Consider the following 25608-nt stretch of genomic DNA (forward strand, 5'->3'; position numbering starts at 1 on the left):
CCCCCCTTCCGGGGGCCGGGCTCTCGCGCGTCCGGCTCCCGCCTCAGGCGAGGCGCTTGAGGCGGGAGACCGCTTCCTCGAGGACCTCGGTCTTCTTGCAGAAGGCGAAGCGGACGAAGGGGGCGCCGGCCTCGCGGTGGTCGTAGAAGACGGCGTTGGGGATGGCGACGACGCCGGCGCGGTCGGGCAGGGAACGGCAGAAGGCGAAGCCGTCGGTGGCGCCGAGCGGGCGGATGTCGGTGGTGACGAAGTAGGTGCCGGAGGGGCGGTAGACCTCGAAGCCCGCCTGGGCGAGGCCCTCGCTCAGCAGGTCCCGCTTGGCCTGGAGGTCGGCGCGCAGGGCGTCGAAGTAGCTGTCGGGGAGGCGGAGCGCCTCGGCGATCGCGTACTGGAACGGGCCGGCGGAGACGTAGGTGAGGAACTGCTTGGCCGAGCGGACGGCGGAGGTCAGCTCGGGGCTCGCGGTGGTCCAGCCGACCTTCCAGCCCGTGAACGAGAAGGTCTTCCCGCTCGAACCGATGGTGACCGTGCGCTCCCGCATCCCGGGGAGGGTCGCGATCGGCACGTGCTCGGTGCCGTCGAAGACCAGGTGCTCGTACACCTCGTCGGTGACCACGAGCAGGTCCCGCTCGACCGCGAGCTCGGCGACGGCGGTCAGCTCGGCGCGGGTGAGGACGGTGCCGGTGGGGTTGTGCGGGGTGTTGAGCAGGATCAGCCGGGTCCGGTCGGTGACGGCGGCCCGCAGCTCGTCCAGGTCGAGGACGTAGGCGCCCTCGTGGGGGCGGAGGGTGACGGGGACACGGGTGCCGCCGGCCATCGCGACGCAGGCCGCGTACGAGTCGTAGTACGGCTCCAGCGCGATCACCTCGTCGCCCGGCTCGACGAGGGCGAGCAGGGCCGCCGCGATGGCCTCGGTCGCGCCCGCGGTGACCAGCACCTCCGTGTCGGGGTCGTACTCCAGGCCGTACCGCTGCCGCTGGTGGTCGGCGACGGCCGTCCGCAGCTCGGGGACGCCGGGGCCGGGCGGGTACTGGTTGCCGCGGCCGTCCCGCAGCGCGCGGACGGCGGCTTCCCGGACCTCCTCCGGGCCGTCGGTGTCGGGGAAGCCCTGACCGAGGTTGATCGACCCGGTCCTGGCGGCGAGCGCGGACATCTCGGCGAAGATCGTCGTCCCGAACTCGGCGAGGCGGCGATTGAGCAGCGGTCGTGTCATGGGAGTCATCCTGGGGGGAAGCTCTGGACTTGCTCAAGTGTGCTTTGGCGGGGGCGCGGCGAGGGGATCGCCCTGGCATGGACATCGCATTCTTCATCCTCGGGATCGCGGCCGTGATCGGCTTCGCGGTGTGGCTCGTCGCGAGCGGGATGAGCGGTACGCGCGGGACGAAGCGCAGGCGCGGCAGCCGGGGCGGCGGGGACAGCTGGTGGGCCGGTGCGGGCTCCTCCGCCACCTCGTCCTCGTCGTCCTCTTCCTCCTCCTCGTGCTCCTCGTCCTCGTCGTTCTCCTGCTCCGCGTCGTCGTGTTCGAGCTCGTCGTGCTCGTCCTCCTCGTGCTCGTCGTCATCGTCGTCCTCGTGCAGCTGAAGCTCTCGATTCGCTCAAGTCCGCTTTGACGGGGGGCCGTAGGGGGCATCCCCCTCGCACAGAAGAACGGGGGTAGTACAGATGGAGATCTTCATCGTGATCCTGGGGGCCCTGGTCGTCATCGGCCTGGTCTCCGGCGTCCGGGACCGCAGGCGGGGCCGGCGGCGGGGCGGGGGCCGGAAGGGCGGCTGGGCCGACGGCGGAGGCAGCGGCGGCTGCGCGAGTTCGTGCGGGTCGAGCTGCGGTGGCGGCGGTGGCTGCGGCGGTGGCTGCGGTGGCGGCAGCTGAGCGCGTGTCGGCCCCGGAGGCACGTGACATTGGCATTCCGTGCCGACATCTCGATCGATTCTGATTGAACAATTGAACTGTGGGGTCCCCGAAGGGGTTGGAAAACACAGCAAGTTGGGTAAAAACGCTGCGAGTCGTCCGGCGTCCGTGGTTCTCTCGCTCCTGACAGAGACAGCCCTCGGACCGTGTGTGGAACCGAGCCGGCGATCCCCCACTCCCGTTGGACCCTCTCGGGGCGCCCCCGGCCCACCCGTCAAACCGTGTTTGCGGAGCCGACCCATGCTCACCACCCTGAAGACCACCTACACCGACACGCGCGCGGCCGACCTGGCCTGGGCGCTGGGGCGCGAGCCGCTGCCCGCCCTTGCGGTGCTCGACCTCGAACTCTCCGGCGCCAAGCTCCAGTTGAGACTGCTCGGCGCCTCTCACCAGGTCCTCCTCGAAGAGGACGGACACAGCTGCTCGGAGACCGTGGCCTGCATGCCCGGCAGCAGCACCCCGCTCCCGCTCGGCGTCTCCAAGCGCATCGGCGCATGGGAGTACGAATTCGCCGCACGCGTCGAGAAGCTCCCGCAGGGCTCCTTCGCGGGCCGCGCACAGGAGTTGCTCGCACTCGTCGCCGACCACCCCAACGGCCTCGCGGGGACCTTCCCCGGGTCGCCGCACGCCTTCACGGCCATGCTGGCGCACCGCCAGGAGGGTCAGGTGCGGTGGCGCACCTGGCACGCCTACCCGCAGGAGGGGCAGTTGGTGGTGACCAGGACCCGTATCGGCGCACGTATGCCCGCAACGCTCTGATACGCCCCTCCCGGGCCCCAGATGCACTCGTGTGGGTGACAAAGGGTCCCTCAGTCGTGACGTAGCGTTACGGTCATGATCGAGCCGACCGTGACCATGCCACCCAAGCGGGTGCGACGGCCGCCCCTGCGGCGGCCCGTCAGGCCGCCCGAGGCGGTGCGGTTCCCGGTCCTCGCGGTGGTGTTCGTCTGCGCCGCGTGCGGTCTGGTCTACGAACTCGAACTGGTCGCGCTCGCCTCCTACTTGATCGGCGACTCGGTCACCCAGGCCTCGGTCGTGCTCTCCGTGATGGTGTTCGCGATGGGCATCGGCTCGCTGCTCGCCAAGCGGCTGCGCTGCCGCGCCGCCGTCGGCTTCGGCCTGGTCGAGGCCGGGCTCGCGCTGGTCGGCGGCTGCTCGGCGATGGTGCTGTACGCGGCCTTCGCCTGGCTCGGCGAGTCGCGGTACGTGCTCGTGGCGTTCTCGCTGGCGATCGGCGTGCTCATCGGCGCCGAGATCCCGCTCCTGATGTCGCTGATACAGCGGGCGGGCAGGCCCGGGCGGGCCGGCCGGCAGGCCGCGCCCGGGGACCAGGACGACGCCGCCGGGACGGTCGCCGACCTGTTCGCCGCCGACTACGTGGGCGCGCTGGTCGGCGGCCTCGCGTTCCCGTTCCTGCTGCTGCCCTGGCTCGGTCAGCTCACCGGCGCGCTCGTCACCGGCGCGGTGAACGCGGTGGCGGGCGGCGGGCTCGTCCTCTGGGTGTTCCGCCGCGACCTCACCCGCCGCTCCAGGGCCCTGCTCGTGGCGGTGAACGTGTGCGTCCTCGCCGTCCTCGCCACCGCGACCGTCCTCGTCGCCGACTTCGAGCAGGCCGCGCGCCGGGCCGTGTACGGGGACCGGGTGCGGGTCGCCGTCCACACCGACCTCCAGGAGGTCGTCGTGACCGGCGGCCGCGAGGGGCCGCCGGACCTCTTCCTCGACGGCCGCCTCAGGGTGGCCGGCCGGGACGAGTACCGCTACCACGAGGCCCTCGTCCACCCCGCGATGAAGGGCGCGCACGCGCGCGTGCTGATCGTCGGCGGCGGGGACGGCCTGGCCGCCCGCGAGGTCCTGCGCTACGCGGGGGTCCGCGCCGTCACCGTCGTCGAGATCGACCGGGGGGTCGTCCGCCTCGCCCGTACGGACCCCGCCCTCGCCACGCTCAACGCGCAGGCGTTCCGGGACCCGCGCGTCCGGGTGGTCTACGCGGACGCGTTCGGCTGGCTGAGGTCCGCCGCCGATCGTGTGCAGGAACGGTACGACGTGGTGATCTCCGACCTTCCCGACCCCGGCATCACCCCCAGCACCAAGCTGTACTCCGAGGAGTTCTACGGCCTGGTGGCCCGCGTCCTCACCGGCGCCGGACGGTTCGCCGTGCACGCCGGATCGGCCGCCGACCGGCCGCGCACCTACTGGACGGTGGACGCCACCCTGCGCGCCGCGGGCTTCGCGACCCGCCCCTACAGCGCGAGCGGCCGCACTCCCGGCTTCGCCGCCGGACCCGACCGGGCCGACCGCGCCAGCGGCAACGGCCGGGGACCGTGCGACTGGGGCTTCCTCCTCGCGGTGCGTGGAGGCCGGCGGCCCGCCCTCGGCCTCGCCCCCGACGCGCCCCGGCTGCGCTCGCTCGCCGCCGACACCCTGGCCGCCGCGGCCCGCCGCGCCGAACGCACCAAGGGCGCCGAACTGCCCCCGTCCACCCTGGTGCACCCGCGGTACGGCTCCTGAGCGCGGGACCACGGCCCGGCGCGCCGGGCCCCGGGCGGGCCGGCCGGGGCGCCCGCCCGGCGGCAAACAGGCGACGCCGCGCCCCGGCCTGAGTAGGCTCGGTTTCCATGGAGCATGAGGTGTTCGTTCCCGTCCCGGCCGAGGCCCTGCGTGCGACGCTCACGGACCCGGCCCGGGTGGTGCGCTGCGTGCCCGGCCTCCAGCGCGACGCCGACGAGTCCGCGGGCCCCCTCACGGGACGGCTCAAGGTCCGGGTCGGCGGCAACACCATCACGTACCGCGGCGCCCTGAAGGTCGTCGAGCGGGACGGTGCCATCACCTACGAGGGCCAGGGCACCGAGGCCCGCGGCAAGGGCTCGGCCGAGCTGTCGCTCACCGTCGTCCTCACTCCGGTGGCCGACGGCACCAGCCTGAGCTTCACCGGCGCCCTCACGGCCGAGGGCCGACTCGCCGAGGCGACGGACGGGGCGAGGTCCCTGGCAGGGGCCAAGCTGCTCGACAGGTTCGTGGAGGCGCTGGCCGCCCTCGCGGTCGAGCCGACGGGGGCGGAGGCACCCGCCGACGCCGACGACCACGCCGACGACCACGCCGACGACCACGCCGACGACCACGCCGACGACCACGCCGTCACCGACGACGGGGTCGACGACGACGGGGTCGACGACGGGGTCGAGGAGCCCGGCCGGAGCGCCGTCCTCGACACACCGGTCCCGCCCTCCTCCCTGGACCCGCTCCTGGACGAGGACTTCGGCGACACCCCGATCGAGTTCCCCGCCCCGCAGCCCGCCGCGGAGGCCGCCCACGCCCGCCGGACGATGATCGGGCGGAGCGCCGAGGAGGTCGACCACGCCCCGCCACGCGGCCGGTACGCCCCCGTTCCCGCACCCGAGGCGAGCAGCGCCGGTGCCACTCTGCGCTGGATCGCGCCCGCCGCGGCCCTCGCCCTCGCCTCGGCGGTCGTCGTCGGACGGGCGCTGCGGCGCCGTCGTTGAAACGCTCCCATCGGAGCTAGGGTCGGGGCGTGACGATGCAGACGCGACTGACGGCGGGCGCCGCCGAGTTGACCATCAACCCCGAGCACGGCTGCCGGATCGAGAGCCTGCGCATCGGCGGCACCGAGGTGCTGCGCCAGGGCGAGCGGTACGGCAGCTTCCCGATGGTGCCGTGGTGCGGCCGGACCGAGAACGGCCGCTTCCGCAACGGCGCCACCTCGCACACGCTGCCGGTCAACGCGGCCCCGCACGCCATCCACGGCACCGTCCGCGACGTGGCCTGGAAGACCGCCAGGACGTCCGCCACCGAGGCGGTGTTCACCTGCGAACTCGGTGACCCGTGGCCGTACAAGGGCCGGGTCACCCAGGTCTTCGAACTGGCCGAGGACTCCCTCACGCTCCGCTTCGGGGTCGAGACCTACGCCGACTCGTTCCCCGCCCAAGCCGGCTGGCACCCCTGGTTCCTGCGCAACCTCGGCCAGGGCGGCCAGGACGTGGAGCTCGGCTTCGCCCCCGCCTGGCAGGAGGAGCGCGGCGAGAACCACCTCCCCACCGGCCGCCGGATCGACCCCCTCCCCGGCCCCTGGGACGACTGCTTCGGCATGCCCGGCGGTGTCGACGTGACCCTGACCTGGCCGGACGAGCTGGAGCTGAAGGTCGCGAGCCGTGCCGAGTGGGTCGTGATCTACGACGAGCCGGCCGAGGCGGTCTGCGTCGAGCCGCAGTCCGGCCCGCCGAACGGCCTCAACACCCTCCCGCGCCTCGTCACCCCGATCGACCCCCTGGAGGTCGAGAGCGTCTGGAGTTGGCGGCGGCTTTAAGCTGCTGACCATGACTGACGTACGCGCTGAGCTGCTCCAGCAGATCAAGGACAAGGCCGTGGTCCACGGCAAGGTGACCCTCTCGTCGGGTCTGGAAGCCGACTACTACATCGACCTGCGCCGGGTCACGCTGGACGGCGAGGCCGCGCCGATGGTCGGTCAGGTCATGCTCGACCTCACCGCCGACCTGGACTTCGACTGCGTCGGCGGGCTGACGCTCGGCGCCGACCCGGTCGCGACCTCGATGCTGCACGCCTCCGCCGCGCGCGGGCAGCGCCTCGACGCCTTCGTCGTGCGCAAGGCGCAGAAGGCGCACGGCATGCAGCGCCGCATCGAGGGCACGGACGTCAAGGGCCGTCGCTGCCTGGTGGTCGAGGACACCTCGACCACCGGCGGCTCGCCGCTGACCGCGGTCGAGGCCGTCCGCGAGGCGGGCGGCGAGGTCGTCGCCGTGGCCACGATCGTGGACCGCGGTGCCGCCGACGCGATCGGCGGGGCGGGCCTGACCTACCTCACCGGCTACCAGCTGGCCGATCTCGGCCTGGCGTAACCGCCGCGAAGTCGTGACTTAGGTCCCGGACCCCGGCGATAGGGTCCTTGACCTGCGTTTTTACCCAAGGGCGGGGTGTTTCACGTGAAACACCCCGCCCTTGGTCGTGCCGCGCCCGTGGGAGCCCGGACGAGAGTCTGAAAGGATGGGGTCGACGATGACGTCGCCCCCCGGTCAGGGACAGAAACGCACACACCCCGCACATCACAAGGAGCGGACGAATGCCCATCGCAACCCCCGAGGTCTACAGCCAGATGCTCGACCGGGCGAAGGCAGGCAAGTTCGCCTACCCGGCCATCAACGTGACCTCGTCCCAGACCCTGCACGCCGCGCTGCGCGGCTTCGCGGAGGCCGAGAGCGACGGCATCATCCAGATCTCGACCGGCGGAGCCGAGTTCCTGGGCGGTCAGCACAAGAAGGACATGGTCACGGGCGCCGTTGCCCTGGCCGAGTTCGCGCACATCGTCGCCGCGAAGTACGACATCACGGTCGCCCTGCACACCGACCACTGCCCGAAGGACAAGCTGGACGGCTACGTCCGTCCGCTGCTCGACATCTCCGCCGAGCGCGTCGCCCGTGGCGAGAACCCGCTGTTCCAGTCGCACATGTGGGACGGCTCCGCCGAGACCCTCGCGGACAACCTGGCCATCGGCCAGGAGCTGCTCGCGAAGGCCGTCGCCGCCAAGATCATCCTTGAGGTCGAGATCACCCCGACCGGCGGCGAGGAGGACGGCGTCAGCCACGAGATCAACGACGAGCTGTACACCACCGTCGAGGACGCGATCCGCACCGCCGAGGCCCTGGGCCTGGGCGAGAAGGGCCGCTACCTGCTCGCCGCCTCCTTCGGCAACGTGCACGGCGTCTACAAGCCGGGCAACGTCGTGCTCCGCCCCGAGCTCCTCAAGGACCTCCAGGCCGGCGTCGCCGAGAAGTTCGGCAAGGCCTCCCCGTTCGACTTCGTTTTCCACGGCGGTTCGGGCTCGACGGCCGAGGAGATCGCCACCGCGCTGGAGAACGGCGTCGTGAAGATGAACCTCGACACCGACACGCAGTACGCCTTCACCCGCCCGGTCGTGGACCACATGTTCCGCAACTACGACGGTGTCCTGAAGGTCGACGGCGAGGTCGGCACGAAGTCCACCTACGACCCGCGCACCTGGGGCAAGCTCGCCGAGGCCGGCATGGCCACCCGCGTGACCGAGGCGTGCGCCGCGCTGCGCTCGACCGGCACGAAGCTGAAGTAGTCACGGCCGGGTCGACGCCGGCACGTCCGAGCCGACGTCGACCCGTCCGGAGCGAGAGCCCGGCGCCCCGTGGCGCCGGGCTTTTTCGCGTGCGCGCACTGTCATCCGCGTGGTCTAGTCTTCCTGCACCGCGCCCCCATGGACCGAGGGGCCGGAGACCATGTTCTTTGGGGGGTCTCTTCATCGTGCGCAAGCGCACTCTCTCTGCCGCGACCGCGCTCGCGGTTCTCATCAGCTCCGCGGCACTCGTCGCGGGCACGGCGGGCCCGGCGGCCGCCGACAGCAGCAAGGCCCTGCCGATGTCGTCCGTGGGCGACATGGTGGTGGACGGCGTCCACCAGAGGATCTTCATCAGCGACCCGTACCTCGGGAAGGTCGTCGCCACCGACTACGCGGGCACGGTGCTGGGCACCGTCACCGGCCTGCCCGAGGTGACCGGGCTCGCGCTCTCCGCCGACTCGGGGAGCCTGTACGCCGCGGTCCCGGGCGCCGACGCGGTCGTCGTCCTGGACGCGCAGACGGTGACCGAGACGGCCCGGTACGCCACCGGTGAGGGCACCGATCCGCAGTACGTGGCCCTCGCGGGCGGCAAGATCTGGTTCGGTTACGGCAACGGCGACCACGGCGACATCGGGTCGGTCGACACCTCCGGCGCCGAGCCCGTGGTGACGCTGGCCCAGGACACCGAGCTGAACTACTCGGGCGCCCCGAGGCTCGTCTCCTCGCCGACGGACCCGAACGCGTTCGCGGCCATGTCCTCGTACTACCACCGGTTCCTGCTCGGCGCGTACGACGCCTCCACGGGCACCGCGACCCGCACCGCGCGCACCGCCCCCGACGTCGGTTCGGTGGGCATGGCGAACGACCTCGCCTACACCCCGGACGGTGCCAAGCTCATCACGGCCACGGCCGGCAACCGCCACCGCGTGTGGCAGACCACCGACATGGCCGAGCTGCCGTCCTACGCCAGCGAGTACCACGGCGCGGCGGTGGCCGTCGCCCCCGACGGCACGGTGGCCGCCGGCTCCGCCGCCTGGTACGACCCGGACGTGTTCGTCTACCGGCCGGGCGAGACGACGGCCGTGCGGCAGTACGACTTCCCCGGCACCGGGGGCAGCAGCGGCGGCGACAGCCTCGCCAACAGCGCCCTCGCCTGGGAGCCGGGCGGCAGCCGCCTGTTCGCGGTGACCACGGCGATCAGCGGCGGCAGCGCCCGCCTGCAGGTCCTGGACGCGCCGACCAAGTCCGTGCCCACGGTCACCGTGAAGGTCCCGGACACCGTGGCGGTCCTCAAGGCGATCACCGTGTCCGGCACGGTCGCGTCGACGCTGAAGCTGCCGGCGGGGACGCCGCTCGCGGTGACGCGCTACGACGCCGAGTTCCCGAAGGGCAAGTCGCTCGGGACGAAGCCGCTCGGGGCGAACGGCGCGTTCTCGTTCCCGGACACCCCGACCGCGGCGGGCAACGTCACGTACAAGGTGGCGTACGCGGGCGACGCCACGCACATCGGCGCGAGCGGCTCGGCGGTCGTCAAGGTGACCCCGTTCAAGACCGCGCTGACGCTGGACCGGAACCGGCTCACCGTCAACTACGGCACCAACGTGACGTACACGGCCACCCTCGGCTGGTCGTACCGGAACCGCGTGGTGGAGATCTGGTCCGACCCGTACGGCGCGGAGCCCAAGCGGCTGCTCAAGCGCGGCACGGTCAACTCGGCGGGCAAGCTGTCGGTGACGACCAAGATGACCCGGGACGCCTGGGTGACCGCGATCTTCGCCGGTGACACCCGGTCCGGCTGGGCCAAGGCCGGATCCACCGTGTACACGAAGGCCGGCCTGACGACCTCGCTGTCCCGCCACTACAAGTGGTCGAAGATCGGCACCATCTGGTACCAGACGTACCACCAGAGCACCGACGTGCTGGTCACCGCGTGGAACAACCCGTACCCGGGCCGCAAGACCAAGGTCGAGCTCCAGGTCTGGTACGCGGGCGCCTGGCGCACCGGCGCGACGGACTACGTTTCGCTGACCAGCGGCGGCATGGCGTACGTCAACCTCGACGCCAACGGCGCGGAGGGCGTGCGCGCCCGGGTCCGCACGGCGTACGTGGACACCGAGTCCGGCGACAACGTGAACACCACGGTCTACGGCGGGTGGAAGTACTTCAACGTCACCCGCTGACCCGCAGCTCGGCGCGGCCCCGCCCACCGGTTTCCTCGGATTCCGGTGGGCGGGGCTCCGTCGTTCGCGGGATCATGCAGGCATGGACATCCGGATGAGCTCCGGGACGGGCCGCTGGATCCTGTTCACGACCGTGCTCGGGTCCGGAATGGCGCTGCTCGACTCCACCGTCGTCAACGTCGCGCTGCCGCACATCGGCGAGGACCTGGGCGCCGACCTCGGCGCGCTCCAATGGACCGTGAACGCCTACATGCTGACCCTGGCCGGGCTGATCCTGCTCGGCGGGGCGCTCGGCGACCGCTACGGACGCCGCCGGGTGTTCGTGATCGGCGTGGTGTGGTTCGCGGTCGCGTCGCTGCTGTGCGGGCTCGCCCCGAACGCGGGGGTGCTGATCGCGGCCCGCGCCTTCCAGGGGGTGGGCGGGGCGCTGCTCACGCCCGGTTCGCTCGCGCTGATCCAGGCGAGTTTCCACGAGGACGACCGGGCCAGGGCGGTCGGCCTGTGGTCCGGTTTCGGCGGGGTGGGGGCCGCGATCGGGCCGTTCGTCGGCGGCTGGCTGGTGGACGGGCCGGGCTGGCGCTGGGTGTTCCTGCTGAACGTGCCGCTCGCGGCCGTCTGCGTGCCGGTGGCGCTGCGGCACGTGCCGGAGTCCCGGGACGAGACGGCGCACGGCCGGTTCGACGTGCTGGGGGCGTTCCTCGGCGCGGCGGCGCTCGCGCTCGTCACGTACGCGCTGATCGGCGCGGCCTGGTGGGCGGCGGTGGCCGGGGTCGCGGTCGGGGTGGTGTTCGTGCTGGTGGAGCGGCGGCGCGGCGAGTCGGCGATGACGCCGCCGTCGATCTTCCGCTCGCGGCTCTTCACCACCGTCAACCTGGTCACCCTGTGCGTGTACGCGGCCTTCGGCGGGTTCTTCTTCCTGGCCGCGCTCCAGCTCCAGGTGGTGTCCGGCTACTCGGCGCTCGGCGCCGGCACGGCCATGCTGCCGACGACCGTGCTGATGCTGCTGCTCTCGGCGAAGTCCGGCGAGCTGGGGGAGCGGATCGGCCCCCGGATCCCGCTCACGGTGGGGCCGCTGCTGTGCGCCGTGGGCATGCTGCTGATGCTGCGGGTCGGGGAGGACGCGTCCTACGCGCGGGACGTGCTGCCGGCCATGGTCGTCCTCGGGCTGGGCATGACGACCCTGGTCGCGCCGCTGACCGCGACCGTCCTCGCCTCGGTGGACGTGTCCAGGGCGGGCCTCGCCAGCGGGATCAACAACGCGGCGGCCCGGGCGGCCGGGCTGCTCGCGGTGGCCGCGCTGCCGCTGCTGGCCGGGATGGGCCCGGAGGCGTACCTGTCGGCGGCGGAGTTCGACGAGACCTTCCGGCGGGCCATGCCGATGTGCGCGGCCCTCCTGGTGGCCGGCGCGGTCCTCGCCTGGACGACGATGCGCACCCCGGTCGGGGTGGCCGCGTGCCATCCGGAGTGCCGGGTGCACTGCGGGGTGACGGCGCCGCCCCTGGACCCGGGGGAGCGGGATTCGGGGAAGCGGGGGCCGGGGGACCCGGGCGAGCCGGGGGAGCGGGAGCGGCCGGGGTCGGCGCCCTGAGGCAGACTGGGCCCATGGCCATCCACGAGAACCTGCTGGGGGGACCGGCCCCCACCCACCTGCCCGACGACCCGGGTCCGCGCGAGCTGCTCGCGAGCGGTACCGCGCCGGCGGACGTCGCCGCGAAGTACCCGACGTCCTCGCTCGCCTGGGCCCGGCTCGCCGACGACGCCTACGAGCGCGGCTCGGTCGTCGAGTCGTACGCCTACGCCCGTACCGGCTACCACCGCGGCCTGGACGCGCTGCGCCGCAGCGGCTGGAAGGGCCACGGCCCGGTGCCGTGGGAGCACGAGCCGAACCGCGGCTTCCTGCGCGCGCTGCACGCCCTGGCCCGCGCGGCCGGCGAGATCGGCGAGAAGGACGAGTTCGAGCGCTGCACCACGTTCCTGCGGGACTCCTCGGAGACGGCTGCCGAGACCCTCGGCTGACGCGCCCCGCCGTTGCGGTGCCACGCCCTTCCCCCGCCACGGGGGGAGGGCGTTCGAACGTGTTTCCGTATGACGAAGACGGGATCTACATCGCTGGTCCGATCGTGTCATGATGCGCTTGGGACGGCGCGCGACGAAGCACGCCTCCCGAGGGGACCGGGGCTCCCGTGCCGGACGACGCGCCGCACGGAGGAGCAGACCGCTACCCGGTAATACGTATCGAGGAGACAGAAATGTCCACCTTCCCCGATGCCGGAGCCGGTTCGGTCGTCGACGACCCGAACCTCGACTTCGCGGGTACCACGCCGTACGAGGACTACGTCCAGGCGGACGTCCTCACCCACCTCCAGCACCTCCGCTCGGACGACCCCGGCGAGATGGTCTTCCTGGTCACCACCCAGGTCATGGAGCTGTGGTTCACGGTGATCGTCCACGAGTGGGAGACCGCGAGCCGCGCGCTGCGCGAGGACCGCGTCCCCGTCGCGATGGACGCGCTCAAGCGCTCCGTGCGCGAGCTTGAGGCGCTCAACCACTCCTGGCGGCCGCTGGCCCAGCTCACCCCCGCCCAGTTCAACGCCTACCGCGCCGCGCTCGGCGAGGGCTCGGGCTTCCAGTCGGCGATGTACCGCCGGATGGAGTTCCTGCTCGGCGACAAGGCCGCCTCCATGCTGGTGCCCCACCGGGGCGCGCCCCGCGTCCACGCCGAGCTGGAGAAGGCGCTCCAGGAGCCGAGCCTGTACGACGAGGTCCTCGCGTTCCTGTCCCGCCGCGGCCTGCCCGTGCCGGCCGCGGTCCTCGGCCGCGACCTCTCGCAGCGGTACGAGCCGTCCCCCGAGGTCGAGGCGGTCTGGGCCGGGATCTACGCGGACACCGACCAGAACGGCGAGCTCGTCCGCCTCGGCGAGGCCCTCAGCGACGTCGCCGAACTCGTCTGGCGCTGGCGCAACGACCACCTGGTCGCGACCCGGCGCGCGATGGGCGCGAAGACCGGCACCGGCGGTTCGGCCGGCGTGGCCTGGCTGGAGAAGCGGGCCCAGAAGAACGTGTTCCCGGAGCTCTGGACGGCCCGCAGCCATGTCTGACCTCCTCAAGGACAGGGCGCGCGAACTCGACGCGGCCGACGGACTGGGCAAGCACCGCGAGAAGTTCGCCCTCGACGCCGGGACCGTCTACCTCGACGGCAACTCGCTCGGCGCGCTGCCCGCCCACGTGCCGGCCCGGATGGCCGACGTCATCACCCGGGAGTGGGGCGAGCTGCGCATCCGCTCCTGGGACGAGTCCGGCTGGTGGACCGCGCCCGAGCGGATCGGCGACCGGATCGCGCCGATCGTCGGCGCGGCCCCCGGGCAGATCGTGGTCGGCGACTCGACGAGCGTGAACGTCTTCAAGGCGGTCGTCGCCGCGGCCCGGCTGAACGGTGACGGCCGCGACGAGATACTCGTCGACGCGACGACCTTTCCCACGGACGGGTACATCGCGGAGTCGGCGGCGCGGATGACGGGGCACGCCATCGTGCCGTGCGATCCGGCCGACATGGCGGCCGCGGTGAGCGGCCGCACGGCCGCCGCGCTCGTCAACCACGTCGACTACCGGACGGGCCGGCTCCAGGACCTGCCCGGCATCACCGCCGCGCTCCACGGGGCGGGCGCACTCGCCGTGTGGGACCTGTGCCACAGCGCGGGCGCGCTGCCCGTCGGGCTCGACGCGCACGGCGTCGACCTGGCCGTCGGCTGCACCTACAAGTACCTGAACGGCGGCCCCGGTTCGCCCGCGTACCTGTACGTCGCCGAGCGGCACCAGGCCGGCTTCGACTCGCCGCTGCCCGGCTGGAACTCGCACGCCGACCCGTTCGCCATGACCCCCGGGTACGCGGCGGCCGCGGGAGCGCTGAAGGGCCGGGTCGGCACCCCCGACATCCTCTCGATGCTGGCGCTCGAAGCGGCGCTCGACGTCTGGGACGGGGTCGGGATCGAGGACGTACGGGCCAAGTCCCTGGCGCTCACGGACTTCTTCCTGGAGTGCGTGCGCGCCTACGCGCCCGCGGGCCGGGTCGAGTCGGCGACGCCCGAGGAGCACGGCGAGCGCGGCAGCCAGGTCGCGCTGCGCTGCGCCGAGGCGCCGGCCGTGATGGCCGAGCTGATCCGGCGCGGTGTGGTCGGCGACCTGCGCCGCCCGGACGTGCTGCGGTTCGGCTTCACGCCGCTGTACGTCGGTTTCGCGGACGCGGAGCGGGCGGCGCGGGTCCTCGCGGAGGTCCTGACCGACCTCGCCGGCTGAGGCGTGACCGTCCGATGATCGCCTGATCTGCGGGGGCTCCGGTGCTGGTACCGTCCCCGCAGGTCAGGCCAATTCGGCCGCGTACCCGAGAGGTTGGAACAGCATGCCGGACCCCGCCGCGCGCGATGCCGCCGAAGAGGCGTCGGCCTTCTCGCACCCGGCCGTCCCCCCGGACGCCTCCGCCGCGTACGGCGACCACCCGGACCAGGTGGTCGACTTCTACGCCCCGCGCGACGGACGCACCAGGGCCCCGCTCGTCGTCGCCCTGCACGGCGGCGCCTGGCGGGCTCCGTACGACCGGTGGCACCTGACGCCCTTCGCGGACTTCCTGGCCCGCCGCGGCTTCGCCGTGGCGAGCGTCGAGTACCGGCGCGGCCCCGGCCTCCCCCACCAGGGCGGTACGGCCCCGGTCGCCGGCCGCTGGCCCGAGACCTTCGACGACGTGGCCGCCGCCCTCGACGCCGTGCCGGAGCTGGCCACCGCGCACCTGCCGCAGGCCGACACCGGACGGATCGTCCTCACCGGCCACTCCGCCGGCGGCCACCTCGCCCTCTGGGCCGCCGCCCGGCACGTCCTGCCCGCCGGCTCCCCGTGGCGCCTCCCCGCCCCGCCCGCCCTGCGCGGCGTCGTCGCCCTCGCCCCCATCGCCCACTTCGCGCGGGCGGTCGAGCTCGGGGTGTGCGGCGGCGCGGTCACCGAACTCCTCGGCGGCGAGACCGCGTACGCGGCACGGGCGGCCTCCGCCGACCCGGCCGTCCTCCTCCCGACCGGCATCGCGACCACCCTCGTCCAGGGCCGCGAGGACGTCGTCGTCCCGCACGCCGTCGCCGAGGCCTACGCGGAGGCGGCGGCCAAGGCCGGCGAGGAGGTCGGCCTCACGCTCCTGGAGGACATCGGCCACTTCCCGCTGATCGACCCGGCCGCCGACGCCTGCGCGGTGGTCGCCGAGGAGATCGCCCAGCTGGCCTTCTAGGGGTGTCCCGCGTCCTCCTAGTACTCAGGGGGGACCCGGAAGGATCCGCACAGAGCCGGACGACCCCGCTCGGGGGCCCCCGTACCGTGGTTCGCGTGACCCAGACACAGTCCTCCGAGACGAGCCGCAGCCCCGAGTTCCGCCTGGTGCAGGCGGCGCTCGGGGGGCTGCGCCAGGAACTCTTCGACGACGCCTTCGCCTACCGCTCGATGCCGCGCATGGACGTGGACAGCGGGCCGACCCGCTTCCTGCCGCGGCGGATACGGGTCTACGCGGGGCTGCTTCCCCACGCCTTCGTCGCGTTCTGCGCCGTGGTCGTGTTCGCCGTCGGATACGACCGGATCTACTACGGCTTCGGCGTGACGGCGATCGTGACCACCTGTGTGCCGGCCGCGATCGTGCTGCTCACCCTGGTCCGGCCGGTCCTCGCCTTCTGGGCCTCGCTCGCCACGGCCCCCTTCATCGGGTACGCCACCGGATTCGGGGGCGGCTGGCCCTGGACGGCGGCCTGCTTCGCCGCCCATCTGGTGGTCCTCGCCGTGGTCGCCGCCCGCACCCGGCCCCGTACCGCGGCGTGGATGTGGGCCGTGACGTCCGGCTACTCCCTGTTCCTGGAGATGGCCCTCGGCGTCGGGCGCGGCTCCGACTCGTTCCCGATGGTCTTCGTCTCGGCCATGGTCCTGCTCGCCGTCACCGTCGTCCAGGTCCGCCGCCAGGCCGACCGCGAGGTCACTGCGCAGCAGACCGTCACGGCGCAGGAGATCTCCAAGCGGACCGTCCTGGAGGAGCGCACCACCATCGCCCGCGAGCTCCACGACGTCGTCGCGCACCACATGTCGGTGGTCGCCATCCAGGCGGAGGCCGCCCCGTACCGCGTCGAGAACCCGCCGCCGGAGCTGGAGCAGGCCTTCCTCACCATCCGGGAGAACGCCGTCGCCGCGCTGACCGAGCTGCGCCGCATCCTCGGTGTCGTACGGGCCGAGGACTACGAGGCGCCCGACGCCCCGCAGCCGACCCTCGGCGACCTCGACGGGCTGATCCGCAACGTCGCGGAGGCCGGGCTCGACGTCGAGAAGACCGTGACGGGCGCCGTGCGGGAGCTGCCGCAGGGCGTGGAGCTCTCCGCGTACCGGATCGTCCAGGAGGCCCTGTCGAACGTGCTGCGGCACGCGCCGGGGGCGGCGGCGAAGGTCGAGGTCAGCTATGTCCTCGGCGGCCTGGGGCTCCGGATCGCCAACGGGCCGGCGCGCGGCCTGGTGAAGCCGTCGCCGGGCGCCGGGCACGGCATCACGGGCATGCGGGAGCGTGTGACGATGCTGGGCGGGGAGATGACGGCCGAGGCGACCGACGACGGTGGCTACGAGGTGGCGGCCTTCGTCCCCGTGAGCCGCGAGGAGGCCACGCAGTGATCCGCGTACTGATCGTCGACGACCAGATGATGGTCCGCGAGGGCTTCTCGGTGCTGCTCGGTGCGATGCCGGACATCGAGGTCGTCGGCGAGGCCGTCAACGGCCGGGAGGCCATCGCCCAGGTCGCCGCCCTCCGCCCGGACGTGGTCCTCATGGACATCCGGATGCCCGAGCTGAACGGCATCGACGCCACCCGGGAGATCGTCGCCGCCGACGCGGACGCGAAGGTGCTCGTGCTGACCACCTTCGACCTGGACGAGTACGTGTACCAGGCGCTGCGCGCCGGGGCCTCCGGCTTCCTGCTCAAGGACGCCTCGGCCCGGCAACTCGCGGACGGGGTGCGGGTCGTGGCAGCCGGGGAGGCGCTGCTCGCGCCGACCGTCACCAAGCGGCTGATCACCGAGTTCGCGAAGGCGCCGGGGACCTCGCCGCGCCCGCCGGCGATGGCGCAGATCGGGGAGCTGACCGAGCGGGAGACGGAGGTCCTCGTCCTCATCGCCCAGGGCCTGTCGAATGCCGAGATTGCCGAGCACCTCGTCGTCGCCGAGTCCACGATCAAGACGCACGTCAGCCGCATCCTGGTGAAGCTGGGCCTGCGCGACCGGACGCAGGCGGCGGTCTTCGCGTACGAGGCCGGTCTGGTGCGGGTCGGCGGCTGAGCCGCCGCGCGGGGGTAGCGTCCGGTCATGGACGCTGTTGACGCTGTGTACGACCCCTGGTCGCCGGAGTTCGTCGCCGACCCGTATCCCGCCTACGCCGCGCTGCGCGCCGCCGGCCGCGCGCACTGGCACGGTCCGACCCGGCAGTGGCTGATCCCGCACCACGAGGACGTGTCGGCGCTCCTGCGCGACCGGCGCCTCGGCCGGACGTACACGCACCGCTTCACGCACGAGGAGTTCGGGCGGGTGGCGCCGGACGCCGCGCACGAGCCCTTCCACACGCTCAACGACCACGGGCTGCTCGATCTGGAGGCGGCGGACCACACGCGGATCCGGCGGCTGGTGTCGAAGGCGTTCACGCCGAGGACGGTGGAGGACCTGGCGCCGACCGTACGGCGGCTGGCCGCCGGGCTCGTCGGCGATCTGGTGGCGGCGGGCGGCGGCGATCTGCTCGGCGCGGTCGCCGAACCGCTGCCGGTGGCGGTGATCGCCGAGATGCTGGGGGTGCCGGAGGACGACGAGGAGCGGGGGCGGTTGCGGCCCTGGTCGGCGGCGATCTGCGGGATGTTCGAGCTGAACCCGTCGGAGGAGACGGCCCGGCGGGCGGTCCGGGCGTCGATCGAGTTCTCGGACTACCTGCGGGAGCTGATCGCGCGGCGGCGGAGGGAGCCGGGGGAGGACCTGATCTCGTCCCTGATCGCGGTGGAGGAGCTGACGGAGCAGGAGATGGTCTCCACGTGCGTCCTGCTCCTGAACGCGGGCCACGAGGCCACGGTGAACACCACGGTCAACGGCTGGTGGACGCTGCTCAGGGAGGGCGTCCGTCCGGATCCCGAAAAGTTGTCCACAGCTGTGGAAGAACTTCTGCGGTACGACACCCCGCTCCAGATGTTCGAGCGCTGGGTCCTCGACGACATCGAGCTCGGCGGCCAGGTCATCCCGCGCGGCTCCGAGGTCGCCCTCCTCTTCGGCTCCGCCAACCGCGACCCCGCCCGCTTCGGCCCGACCGTCGACGTGCTCGACCTCACCCGGGCCGACAACCCCCACGTCACCTTCGGCGCCGGCATCCACTACTGCCTCGGCGCCCCGCTCGCCCGCCTCGAACTCACCGCCGTCTTCGGTGAGTTGCTGAGGCAGGCGCCGGGCCTGCGGCTCGCGGCCGACCCGGTCAGGAAGCCCGGGTACGTCATCCGGGGCTTCGAGGAGCTGCTCGTCGAGGTGTGAGCCCGGGCGGAAGGAGCGGAGGGAGCGGAAGGAGCGGAGGGAGTGGAGGGATCGGAGGGAGCCGAGGGAGCCGAGGCGGTCGGCCGCCTCAGCCCGCCAGGTCCCGGCGGCGCAGCCCCGCGAGGCCGGCCGCGACCAGCGCCGCCGCCAGCGCCGTCAGGGCGAGCACCGGGGTCCAGTCCACGTCCTGGCCCGGCAGCTTCGGCAGGTGGCCGAAGGGGGACAGGTCGAGGGCCGCCTGCGGCAGGTCGAGCGCCGGGCCGACCCAGCCGAGCGCCAGGCAGAGCCCGGCGACGCCCCAGGCGGCGGTCGCGGCCCTCGGGGCGGCGCCCCAGAGCAGGACCGCCAGACCGGCGAGCACCCACACCGCCGGGAGCTGGACGAGCGCGGCGCCCAGGACGGGACCGGCGTCGTGCCCGTACGACAGGGCGAGGCCGAGGCCGGCCAGGACCAGGATCAGGGCCGAGCCGCCGAAGGCGATCACCAGGTGCCCGGCGGCCCAGCGGAGCCGGCCCAGGGCGCCCGCCAGGAGCGGCTCCGCCCGGCCCGAGGTCTCCTCGCCGTGCGGCCGCAGCACCGAGCCGACCGCGTACAGGGCGGCGATCATCCCGAAGAGGGACACCATGGTGGCGAGGAAGGCGTCGGTGAGCGCGCTCTGCCCGCCCATCCGCTCGAAGATCTCGCGGGCCTGCTCGTTGTCGCCGACGATGTCCGCCGCGCCCTCCACCATCCCGCCGAACACGAGGCCGCCGACGAGGAAGCCGAGCGACCAGCCGAGGAGCGAGCCGCGCTGGAGCCGCCAGGCGAGCGCCCCGGCGGTCGCGAGGCGCCCCTCGGCCGGGCCCGGCCGGGTCGCCACGAAACCCGCCCCGACGTCCCTGCGGGCGGCCAGCGCGTACGCCGCCGACGCCTGGAGCAGGACGGCCGCGGCGATCAGGAGCAGCACCCACCAGCGCTCGCCGGCGAAGGCGCGGACCTGCTCGGCCCAGCCGACGGGGGAGAGCCAGGTCAGCACGGAGGAGCCGTCGGGGGTCCCCGAGTCGCCGGCCGCCCGCAGCGCGAAGGCCAGGCCGAGGACGGCGGCCGACAGGCCCTTGGCGAGCCGGGCGCTCTCCGTGAACTGGGCGGCGAGCGCGGCGGAGGTCGCGAAGACCATGCCGGTGCCGCCGATCGCCAGACCGAGCGCGAGCGCCCCGGCCGCGCCCTGTCCGGCGAGCCCGGCGGTGACGATCAGGGCGACGGCCGCGTTCAGTCCGAGGGCGGTGAGGAGGGCGGCGGTGAGCGGGGCGCGGCGGCCGACCGCCCCGGCGGACAGCATCTCCTGACGGCCCGTCTCCTCCTCCTCGCGGGTGTGCCGGACCACCACGATCAGGCTCGCGACGGCGGCGAGGACCGTGCCGAAGGTGCCGAAGCGCCAGGCGACGAGCCCGCCGAGGGAGTCGCCGAAGACCGGTCCGTACAGCGCGCGCATCGAGCTGTTCGCGGTCATGGAGGCGGCGAGCTCGGCCCGCTCGGCGGCCGTGCCGTACAGCCCCTCCAGGGACCCGGCGCCGCTCGCGACCATCCCGCCGACGACGAGCGCCCAGACCGGGACCATCACCCGGTCGCGGCGCAGGGCGAGCCGGGTGAGGGCCCCGGTGCCGGCGAGGCTCATGACGCCCCCTCGTCCGTGTAGTGGCGGAGGAACAGCTCCTCCAGGGTGGGCGGCGTCGAGGTCAGGCTCCGGACGCCCGACTCGGTCAGGGAGCGGAGGACGGCGTCGAGCCGGTCGGTGTCCACCTGGAACCTCACGCGGCCGCCCCGGCCCCCTTCGGTCTCCTGGAGGGCGAAGCCGTGGACGCCGGGCAGGCGGGCGAGTCCGTTCGGCGGTCCGGCGAGTTCGGCGGTGACGCTGGTACGGGTCAGGTGCCGCAGCTCCGCGAGCGAACCGGACTCGACGGTCCGGCCCTTGCGGACGATGCTGACCCGGTCGCAGAGGGCCTCGACCTCGCTGAGGATGTGGCTCGACAGCAGGACCGTCCGGCCCCGGTCGCGGGCCTCCTCGACGCAGCTCCGGAAGACCTCCTCCATCAGCGGGTCGAGGCCGCTGGTCGGCTCGTCGAGGACGAGCAGGTCGACGTCGGCGGCGAAGGCGGCCACGAGGGCGACCTTCTGCCGGTTGCCCTTGGAGTAGGTGCGGCCCTTCTTGGTGGGGTCGAGCTCGAAGCGCTCGATGAGCTCCGCGCGGCGGGCCCCGTCGAGGGGCGCGCCCCGCAGCCGGCCGTACAGGTCGATGACCTCGCCGCCGGAGAGGTTGCGCCACAGGGTCACGTCGCCGGGGACGTACGCGATCCGGCGGTGCAGCTCGACGGCGTCCTGCCAGGGGTCGCGGCCGAGCACCCGGGCGCCGCCGGAATCGGCCCGCAGCAGCCCCAGGAGGACCCGGATGGTGGTGGACTTCCCGGCGCCGTTGGGGCCGAGGAAGCCGTGGACCTCGCCGGTCTCGACGGTGAGGTCGAGGCCGTCGAGCGCCTGGGTGCGCCCGAAGGACTTGTGCAGTCCGACGACGCTGATTGCCTTCGTCATGCTTCAGAACGTACGGTAGTTTCACAAATTTGTGAAGTTAAGGAACCGTATAAAGTCAGGGGATGGGTGAGCGCGAGATGACGAAGACCGACGACGGCGGAGGCGACGAGGCGGTCTCCCGCTTCGTCGAGCGCTTCGCGGCCGAGATGACCGCCGCCGGCATGCAGCGCATGGCGAGCCGCGTCTTCGCGGCCCTCCTCGCCTCCGAGACCGCCTCCATGACCTCGGCCGAACTCGCCGAACAGCTCCGGATCAGCCCGGCCGCCGTCTCCGGCGCTATCGGCTACCTCACCCAGGTCGGCATGGTCAGCCGCGAACGCGACCCCGGCACCCGCCGCGACCGCTACGTCCTCCACAACGAGCTCTGGTACGAGACCTTCACCCGCCGCGACCAGGTCCTCGTCCGCTGGGAGAAGGTCCTGAAGGAGGGCGCGGAGACCCTGGGCCCCGACAGCGCGGCCGGTCGCCGCACGACGGAGACGGCGGAGTTCTTCGCCTTCCTGCACGGCGAGATGTCCGGAATCATGGAGCGCTGGCGCGACCACCGGGCCGCGCGCGGCACCGCTCAGGGAGCCGGGACCCCCGAAGTCTCCTGAGGCGGCGCGAGCCGCTCCAGGTACTCCCGCGCCGCCGGATCGCCCGGTCGCAGCTCCTCGTACGGACCGGCGGGCCACACCGGCCGCCCCTCGATCCAGGGGACGACGGCCAGCTCGCCCTGGCCGGTGCCGGCCGGCAGGCCCCGCAGCTCCACCGGGCCGGACGGGGCCGAGGGCAGCCCCTTGCGGGGCTTCGCCAGCGTGCCCGGCGGGTACAGCCGGAGCACCGCCTCGGGCAGGTCCTCCGGCCCACCGCCGTGCGGGAAGAGCACGAGGACCGGAGCGCCGCCGACCGGGTCGAACAGCAGGGCGTACCGCTTCGGTACGGGCCCGGGGGCCCGCGCGGACCGGGCGAGCAGCCGGGCGATGGCGCGGCCGGAGGTGAGGAAGCGCCGGCCGGAGTGCAGGACGAGGCCCACGCCGAACGCGATGACGGCGTACGCCACGACGGCGGGGTAATCCTCCGGACGGCCCAGCATCAACAGGCCGGTCACGACGGGGACCGGCGAGATCAGCAGCCTCGACAGGCCCGCCACGTGCCGCAGCGAGCGCACCCGCCACCACGGCACGGCCCGCACGTCCGCCTCGCGGCGCGCGCGGCCGGTCCCGGGCAGGGCCTGCCGCCGGGCCGCGGCGGCGAGGACCGCGTACGTCGGGGGGTGACGGTCCTGGGCTTCGGCACGGGCCCGGGTGCCGGCTTCGGCACGGGCCCCGGTGCCGCTGTCGCCCTCGCCCTCGGGGAAGCCGATGCGGGAGCCCCGTGGCTGGACGGGCGCCGGCCGGTCGAACAACCCCTCGGCCGCCGCGAGCCCGACGGTCCGATTCCGGGTGTGGTAGCCCCGTACCGCCCGCGCCCAGATCAGCTCCTCGCCGCCGGGCGGGGCGATCACGCCGCCGCGGTCCGGGTCGCCGCACCACCACAGGACGGCGTCGGGACCCGGCAGCACCCGCTCGTACCGCTGCTTCGTCGCCGCCATCGTGAGCGGCCACGCCCGTCCGCCGGCCCGGTCGCCCAGGACGATCGAAGGGGGCACCATGCCACCGCGGACGACAGCCACGGCGGGGTGGGCCGACCACGGCCCCGCCGCCAGCGCCCGCCGCATCCGCCCGGCGCTCCGCAAAGCGCTGAGGGCGATGCCCAGCACGATCAGACCCGTGGTGCCGAGGCCGGCGGCCACGTCCGACGCCCAGGAGGCGTCGACGGGCAGGAGGACGAAGACGAGGCCGAGGCCCACGAGGGCCGCTCCCGCTCCCGTGCCCCGCACCGCCTGCCTCCGGTAGCGCCCGAGCCCCCGCCGGGTCGCCTCCCGGTCCAGCGCGCACTCCACCACGAACCCCCGTCGCCCCGTGTGATCACGTACCCCTCGGGGAGGCTAGACCGCTCCGGCCTTCCGGGGAAGCGTCAGCCCCCAGGCCCCTGCCCGGACCGTCCACTCCCGCCGCCGCACCGGCCCCGAGACCATGGTGTCGGCGCGGTAGCGGAAGTCGGGTCCGGTCACCGTCAGGGTCTGGGCGGTGGCGTGCACGGGCGGGGCGCCGGCCGGGGCGAGGGTCAGGGCGGCCGAACCGCCCAGGGCACGCACGGTCAGGCCCTCCAGCAGGGTGTCCACGTCGCTGAGCAGCACTCCGTCCGCCTCCACCCGCAGCCGGTGGGCCCGCGCCAGGACCGGCGCGGGCGCCGGACGGGCCAGGGTGCGGACCAGGGACCGGCAGGTGTCCCAGACGGTGGGCGCCGCCGCGGCGAGCAGGCGGGCGGCCGGGACGTCCAAGCGCTGCAGGACGACCCCGCCGCTGTCGTCCACGAGCAGGTCCAGGCGGCGCGCCACACCGTCCAGGACCGTCCGGGCGGCCGCCACGGTGCCCGGCGGCACGCCGAGCGCGCGGGCGACCTGGAGCCCGTCGGGAGCACCGATCGGGACGAGCGCGAGGGGCGCGCGGGAGGGGTCGCGGTCCCGGTGGAGCAGGGTCACCGCACGCAGCAGCGCCCGGTCGTCGCCGAGCACCACGGGGCGCCGCGAGCCGCGCCTGGCCAGGGCCCGGGAGAATTCCTCGGGGCCGTCCGGCAGGCAGATCTTCGCCTCCGCGCCCGCACACAGGACATCCTTCGCGATCCGCACGGACTCGCCGTCACATCGGCGGGCGACCGGGTCGACGATGACCAGCAGCTGGTCGTGATCCGACACCTCGGTCCTTCCTCGGGTAGCATCTTTGTGCAAGAGCCCCTTGCGCTATTGCGCCAGGGGCTTCGTCTATTCCGGGGCACACCGGTGAGGCGGCGTACGCCCCCTGACCTTGGACATGCCCCACCCGGAAGGGGTGTACGCCTGTGCCCGCACTTGTGCTGCTCGGTGCTCAGTGGGGTGACGAGGGCAAGGGAAAGGCCACCGACCTCCTCGGTGGTTCCGTTGACTATGTAGTGCGTTACCAGGGCGGCAACAACGCCGGCCACACCGTCGTCGTCGGCGACCAGAAGTACGCGCTGCATCTTCTCCCTTCCGGAATCCTCTCGCCGGGGTGTACCCCGGTGATCGGAAACGGTGTCGTCGTCGACCCGGCGGTCCTGCTCTCCGAGCTGAGCGGACTGAACGACCGCGGCGTCGACACGTCGAAGCTCCTGATCAGCGGCAACGCCCACCTGATCACCCCGTACAACGTCACCCTCGACAAGGTGACGGAACGGTTCCTCGGCAAGCGCAAGATCGGCACCACGGGCCGGGGCATCGGCCCCACCTACGCCGACAAGATCAACCGCGTCGGCATCCGGGTCCAGGACCTGTACGACGAGTCGATCCTGGAGCAGAAGGTCGAGGCGGCGCTGGAGGGCAAGAACCAGCTCCTCGCCAAGCTCTACAACCGGCGCGCGATCCAGGCCGAGCAGATCGTCGAGGAGATGCTCCAGTACGCGGAGCAGATCAAGCCCTTCGTCGCCGACACGACGCTGATCCTCAACAAGGCGCTCGACGACGACAAGGTCGTGCTCTTCGAGGGCGGCCAGGGCACCCTGCTCGACGTCGACCACGGCACGTACCCCTTCGTCACCTCCTCGAACCCGACCGCGGGCGGCGCCTGCACCGGCGCCGGCGTGGGCCCGACGAAGATCAGCCGCGTCATCGGCATCCTCAAGGCCTACACGACCCGTGTCGGCGCCGGCCCGTTCCCGACGGAGCTCTTCGACGCGGACGGCGAGGCCCTGCGCCGCATCGGCGGCGAGCGCGGCGTCACCACCGGCCGTGACCGCCGCTGCGGCTGGTTCGACGCGGTCATCGCCCGCTACGCCACCCGCGTCAACGGCCTCACGGACTTCTTCCTCACCAAGCTCGACGTCCTCACCGGCTGGGAGCAGATCCCCGTCTGCGTCGCCTACGAGATCGACGGCAAGCGCGTCGAGGAGCTGCCCTACTCGCAGACCGACTTCCACCACGCGAAGCCGATCTACGAAATGCTCCCCGGCTGGTCCGAGGACATCACCAAGGCCCAGACCTTCGCCGACCTGCCGAAGAACGCGCAGGCCTACGTGAAGGCCCTCGAGGAGATGTCCGGCGCCCCCATCTCCGCCATCGGCGTCGGCCCCGGCCGCACCGAGACCATCGAGATCAACTCCTTCCTGTAGGAGCCGCCGCCGCTCCTCCCGCAGGAGCCGCCCGCCGCCGCACGCAGCCCGCGCCTAGGACACCAGACGCAGGCGG

At 73.3% G+C, this 25608-nt stretch carries 24 protein-coding genes; 19 read left to right on the forward strand and 5 right to left on the reverse strand.

All coding sequences use genetic code 11. From position 1 onward, the window contains the following. Window positions 1-43 precede the first annotated feature (43 nt). Window positions 44-1213, reverse strand: coding sequence for a pyridoxal phosphate-dependent aminotransferase (locus ACFCY7_RS31440; protein ID WP_376489460.1), 1170 nt, complete (start codon window positions 1211-1213; stop codon window positions 44-46). Between the two features lie 130 nt (window positions 1214-1343). Here ACFCY7_RS31440 and ACFCY7_RS31445 point away from each other — a divergent pair, with 130 nt between their 5' ends. The 17 genes from ACFCY7_RS31445 to ACFCY7_RS31525 all read left to right on the forward strand — a co-directional run bounded on the left by ACFCY7_RS31445 (window position 1344) and on the right by ACFCY7_RS31525 (window position 18761). Further along, window positions 1344-1610 carry a hypothetical protein gene (locus tag ACFCY7_RS31445; RefSeq protein WP_376489461.1) on the forward strand — a complete coding sequence of 89 codons (267 nt, stop codon included), beginning with the start codon at window positions 1344-1346 and terminating at the stop codon, window positions 1608-1610. Between the two features lie 52 nt (window positions 1611-1662). Next, on the forward strand, window positions 1663-1869 hold the full coding sequence (locus ACFCY7_RS31450) for a hypothetical protein (RefSeq protein WP_376489462.1): 207 nt from the start codon (window positions 1663-1665) through the stop codon (window positions 1867-1869). A gap of 279 nt (window positions 1870-2148) precedes the next feature. Beyond that, window positions 2149-2667, forward strand: a complete 519-nt coding sequence (locus ACFCY7_RS31455) for a DUF2617 family protein (protein ID WP_376489463.1) — start codon at window positions 2149-2151, stop codon at window positions 2665-2667. Between the two features lie 75 nt (window positions 2668-2742). Further along, the gene (locus ACFCY7_RS31460; protein ID WP_376489464.1) at window positions 2743-4416 is read left to right on the forward strand and encodes a polyamine aminopropyltransferase; all 1674 of its coding nucleotides are present in this window, start codon (window positions 2743-2745) and stop codon (window positions 4414-4416) included. Between the two features lie 107 nt (window positions 4417-4523). Further along, window positions 4524-5408 (forward strand): SRPBCC family protein, encoded by an 885-nt coding sequence (locus ACFCY7_RS31465; protein ID WP_376489465.1) that lies wholly within the window; start codon window positions 4524-4526, stop codon window positions 5406-5408. Between the two features lie 35 nt (window positions 5409-5443). Then, complete coding sequence (locus tag ACFCY7_RS31470; protein ID WP_376489482.1) at window positions 5444-6229, forward strand: aldose 1-epimerase; 786 nt, start codon at window positions 5444-5446, stop codon at window positions 6227-6229. Between the two features lie 10 nt (window positions 6230-6239). Next, window positions 6240-6779 (forward strand): orotate phosphoribosyltransferase, encoded by a 540-nt coding sequence (gene pyrE / locus ACFCY7_RS31475; RefSeq protein ID WP_376489466.1) that lies wholly within the window; start codon window positions 6240-6242, stop codon window positions 6777-6779. A gap of 221 nt (window positions 6780-7000) precedes the next feature. Beyond that, entirely contained in the window at window positions 7001-8023 is a 1023-nt protein-coding gene (gene fbaA, locus ACFCY7_RS31480) for a class II fructose-bisphosphate aldolase (protein ID WP_376489467.1), read from the forward strand. Window positions 8024-8208: 185 nt separating this feature from the next. Beyond that, window positions 8209-10203: an Ig-like domain repeat protein gene (locus ACFCY7_RS31485; RefSeq protein ID WP_376489468.1), complete on the forward strand. Its 1995-nt coding sequence runs from the start codon at window positions 8209-8211 to the stop codon at window positions 10201-10203. Window positions 10204-10285: 82 nt separating this feature from the next. Beyond that, window positions 10286-11791, forward strand: coding sequence for an MFS transporter (locus ACFCY7_RS31490; RefSeq protein WP_376489469.1), 1506 nt, complete (start codon window positions 10286-10288; stop codon window positions 11789-11791). 14 nt (window positions 11792-11805) lie between these two features. Further along, window positions 11806-12219 carry a DUF3151 domain-containing protein gene (locus tag ACFCY7_RS31495; protein ID WP_376489470.1) on the forward strand — a complete coding sequence of 138 codons (414 nt, stop codon included), beginning with the start codon at window positions 11806-11808 and terminating at the stop codon, window positions 12217-12219. 233 nt (window positions 12220-12452) lie between these two features. Beyond that, entirely contained in the window at window positions 12453-13301 is an 849-nt protein-coding gene (locus ACFCY7_RS31500; protein ID WP_376489471.1) for a tryptophan 2,3-dioxygenase family protein, read from the forward strand. Then, window positions 13294-14496, forward strand: coding sequence for a kynureninase (gene kynU / locus ACFCY7_RS31505; protein WP_376489472.1), 1203 nt, complete (start codon window positions 13294-13296; stop codon window positions 14494-14496). Before ACFCY7_RS31500 ends, kynU begins: the two co-directional genes overlap by 8 nt. Before the next feature lie 103 nt (window positions 14497-14599). Continuing rightward, window positions 14600-15469 carry an alpha/beta hydrolase gene (locus ACFCY7_RS31510; protein WP_376489473.1) on the forward strand — a complete coding sequence of 290 codons (870 nt, stop codon included), beginning with the start codon at window positions 14600-14602 and terminating at the stop codon, window positions 15467-15469. A gap of 86 nt (window positions 15470-15555) precedes the next feature. Then, window positions 15556-16878, forward strand: a complete 1323-nt coding sequence (locus ACFCY7_RS31515) for a sensor histidine kinase (RefSeq protein ID WP_376489474.1) — start codon at window positions 15556-15558, stop codon at window positions 16876-16878. Then, window positions 16875-17537, forward strand: a complete 663-nt coding sequence (locus ACFCY7_RS31520; protein WP_376489475.1) for a response regulator — start codon at window positions 16875-16877, stop codon at window positions 17535-17537. Before ACFCY7_RS31515 ends, ACFCY7_RS31520 begins: the two co-directional genes overlap by 4 nt. 27 nt (window positions 17538-17564) lie before the next feature. Further along, complete coding sequence (locus ACFCY7_RS31525; RefSeq protein WP_376489476.1) at window positions 17565-18761, forward strand: cytochrome P450; 1197 nt, start codon at window positions 17565-17567, stop codon at window positions 18759-18761. Window positions 18762-18849: 88 nt separating this feature from the next. Here the strand turns inward: ACFCY7_RS31525 and ACFCY7_RS31530 are convergent, their stop codons facing one another. Continuing rightward, entirely contained in the window at window positions 18850-20415 is a 1566-nt protein-coding gene (locus ACFCY7_RS31530; RefSeq protein ID WP_376489477.1) for an ABC transporter permease, read from the reverse strand. After that, a complete protein-coding gene (locus tag ACFCY7_RS31535) occupies window positions 20412-21326 on the reverse strand; it encodes an ATP-binding cassette domain-containing protein (RefSeq protein WP_376489478.1) in 915 nt (304 codons plus the stop codon). Before ACFCY7_RS31535 ends, ACFCY7_RS31530 begins: the two co-directional genes overlap by 4 nt. A gap of 62 nt (window positions 21327-21388) precedes the next feature. Here ACFCY7_RS31535 and ACFCY7_RS31540 point away from each other — a divergent pair, with 62 nt between their 5' ends. Then, complete coding sequence (locus ACFCY7_RS31540; protein WP_376489479.1) at window positions 21389-21922, forward strand: GbsR/MarR family transcriptional regulator; 534 nt, start codon at window positions 21389-21391, stop codon at window positions 21920-21922. Here ACFCY7_RS31540 and ACFCY7_RS31545 read toward each other — a convergent pair. After that, the gene (locus ACFCY7_RS31545; RefSeq protein ID WP_376489480.1) at window positions 21892-23250 is read right to left on the reverse strand and encodes a hypothetical protein; all 1359 of its coding nucleotides are present in this window, start codon (window positions 23248-23250) and stop codon (window positions 21892-21894) included. The genes ACFCY7_RS31540 and ACFCY7_RS31545 overlap by 31 nt on opposite strands. A gap of 45 nt (window positions 23251-23295) precedes the next feature. Next, on the reverse strand, window positions 23296-24105 hold the full coding sequence (locus tag ACFCY7_RS31550) for a diacylglycerol kinase (RefSeq protein WP_376489481.1): 810 nt from the start codon (window positions 24103-24105) through the stop codon (window positions 23296-23298). A gap of 143 nt (window positions 24106-24248) precedes the next feature. Between ACFCY7_RS31550 and ACFCY7_RS31555 the strand changes: the two genes are divergently transcribed. Continuing rightward, window positions 24249-25532: an adenylosuccinate synthase gene (locus ACFCY7_RS31555; protein WP_367823402.1), complete on the forward strand. Its 1284-nt coding sequence runs from the start codon at window positions 24249-24251 to the stop codon at window positions 25530-25532. The last annotated feature ends 76 nt before the right edge of the window (window positions 25533-25608 follow it).

Origin of the sequence: Streptomyces sp. NPDC056361 (assembly GCF_042262805.1) — a bacterium.
Taxonomy (GTDB): Bacteria; Actinomycetota; Actinomycetes; order Streptomycetales; family Streptomycetaceae; genus Streptomyces.

Coding starts and splice junctions, on each gene's coding strand:
- ACFCY7_RS31440 (WP_376489460.1), bottom strand. CDS start 1,213: ATGACACGACCGCTGCTCAATCGCCGCCTCGCCGAGTTCGGGACGACG.
- ACFCY7_RS31450 (WP_376489462.1), top strand. CDS start 1,663: ATGGAGATCTTCATCGTGATCCTGGGGGCCCTGGTCGTCATCGGCCTG.
- ACFCY7_RS31455 (WP_376489463.1), top strand. CDS start 2,149: ATGCTCACCACCCTGAAGACCACCTACACCGACACGCGCGCGGCCGAC.
- ACFCY7_RS31460 (WP_376489464.1), top strand. CDS start 2,743: ATGATCGAGCCGACCGTGACCATGCCACCCAAGCGGGTGCGACGGCCG.
- ACFCY7_RS31465 (WP_376489465.1), top strand. CDS start 4,524: ATGGAGCATGAGGTGTTCGTTCCCGTCCCGGCCGAGGCCCTGCGTGCG.
- ACFCY7_RS31470 (WP_376489482.1), top strand. CDS start 5,444: ATGCAGACGCGACTGACGGCGGGCGCCGCCGAGTTGACCATCAACCCC.
- pyrE (WP_376489466.1), top strand. CDS start 6,240: ATGACTGACGTACGCGCTGAGCTGCTCCAGCAGATCAAGGACAAGGCC.
- fbaA (WP_376489467.1), top strand. CDS start 7,001: ATGCCCATCGCAACCCCCGAGGTCTACAGCCAGATGCTCGACCGGGCG.
- ACFCY7_RS31490 (WP_376489469.1), top strand. CDS start 10,286: ATGGACATCCGGATGAGCTCCGGGACGGGCCGCTGGATCCTGTTCACG.
- ACFCY7_RS31495 (WP_376489470.1), top strand. CDS start 11,806: ATGGCCATCCACGAGAACCTGCTGGGGGGACCGGCCCCCACCCACCTG.
- ACFCY7_RS31500 (WP_376489471.1), top strand. CDS start 12,453: ATGTCCACCTTCCCCGATGCCGGAGCCGGTTCGGTCGTCGACGACCCG.
- kynU (WP_376489472.1), top strand. CDS start 13,294: ATGTCTGACCTCCTCAAGGACAGGGCGCGCGAACTCGACGCGGCCGAC.
- ACFCY7_RS31510 (WP_376489473.1), top strand. CDS start 14,600: ATGCCGGACCCCGCCGCGCGCGATGCCGCCGAAGAGGCGTCGGCCTTC.
- ACFCY7_RS31525 (WP_376489476.1), top strand. CDS start 17,565: ATGGACGCTGTTGACGCTGTGTACGACCCCTGGTCGCCGGAGTTCGTC.
- ACFCY7_RS31530 (WP_376489477.1), bottom strand. CDS start 20,415: ATGAGCCTCGCCGGCACCGGGGCCCTCACCCGGCTCGCCCTGCGCCGC.
- ACFCY7_RS31535 (WP_376489478.1), bottom strand. CDS start 21,326: ATGACGAAGGCAATCAGCGTCGTCGGACTGCACAAGTCCTTCGGGCGC.
- ACFCY7_RS31540 (WP_376489479.1), top strand. CDS start 21,389: ATGGGTGAGCGCGAGATGACGAAGACCGACGACGGCGGAGGCGACGAG.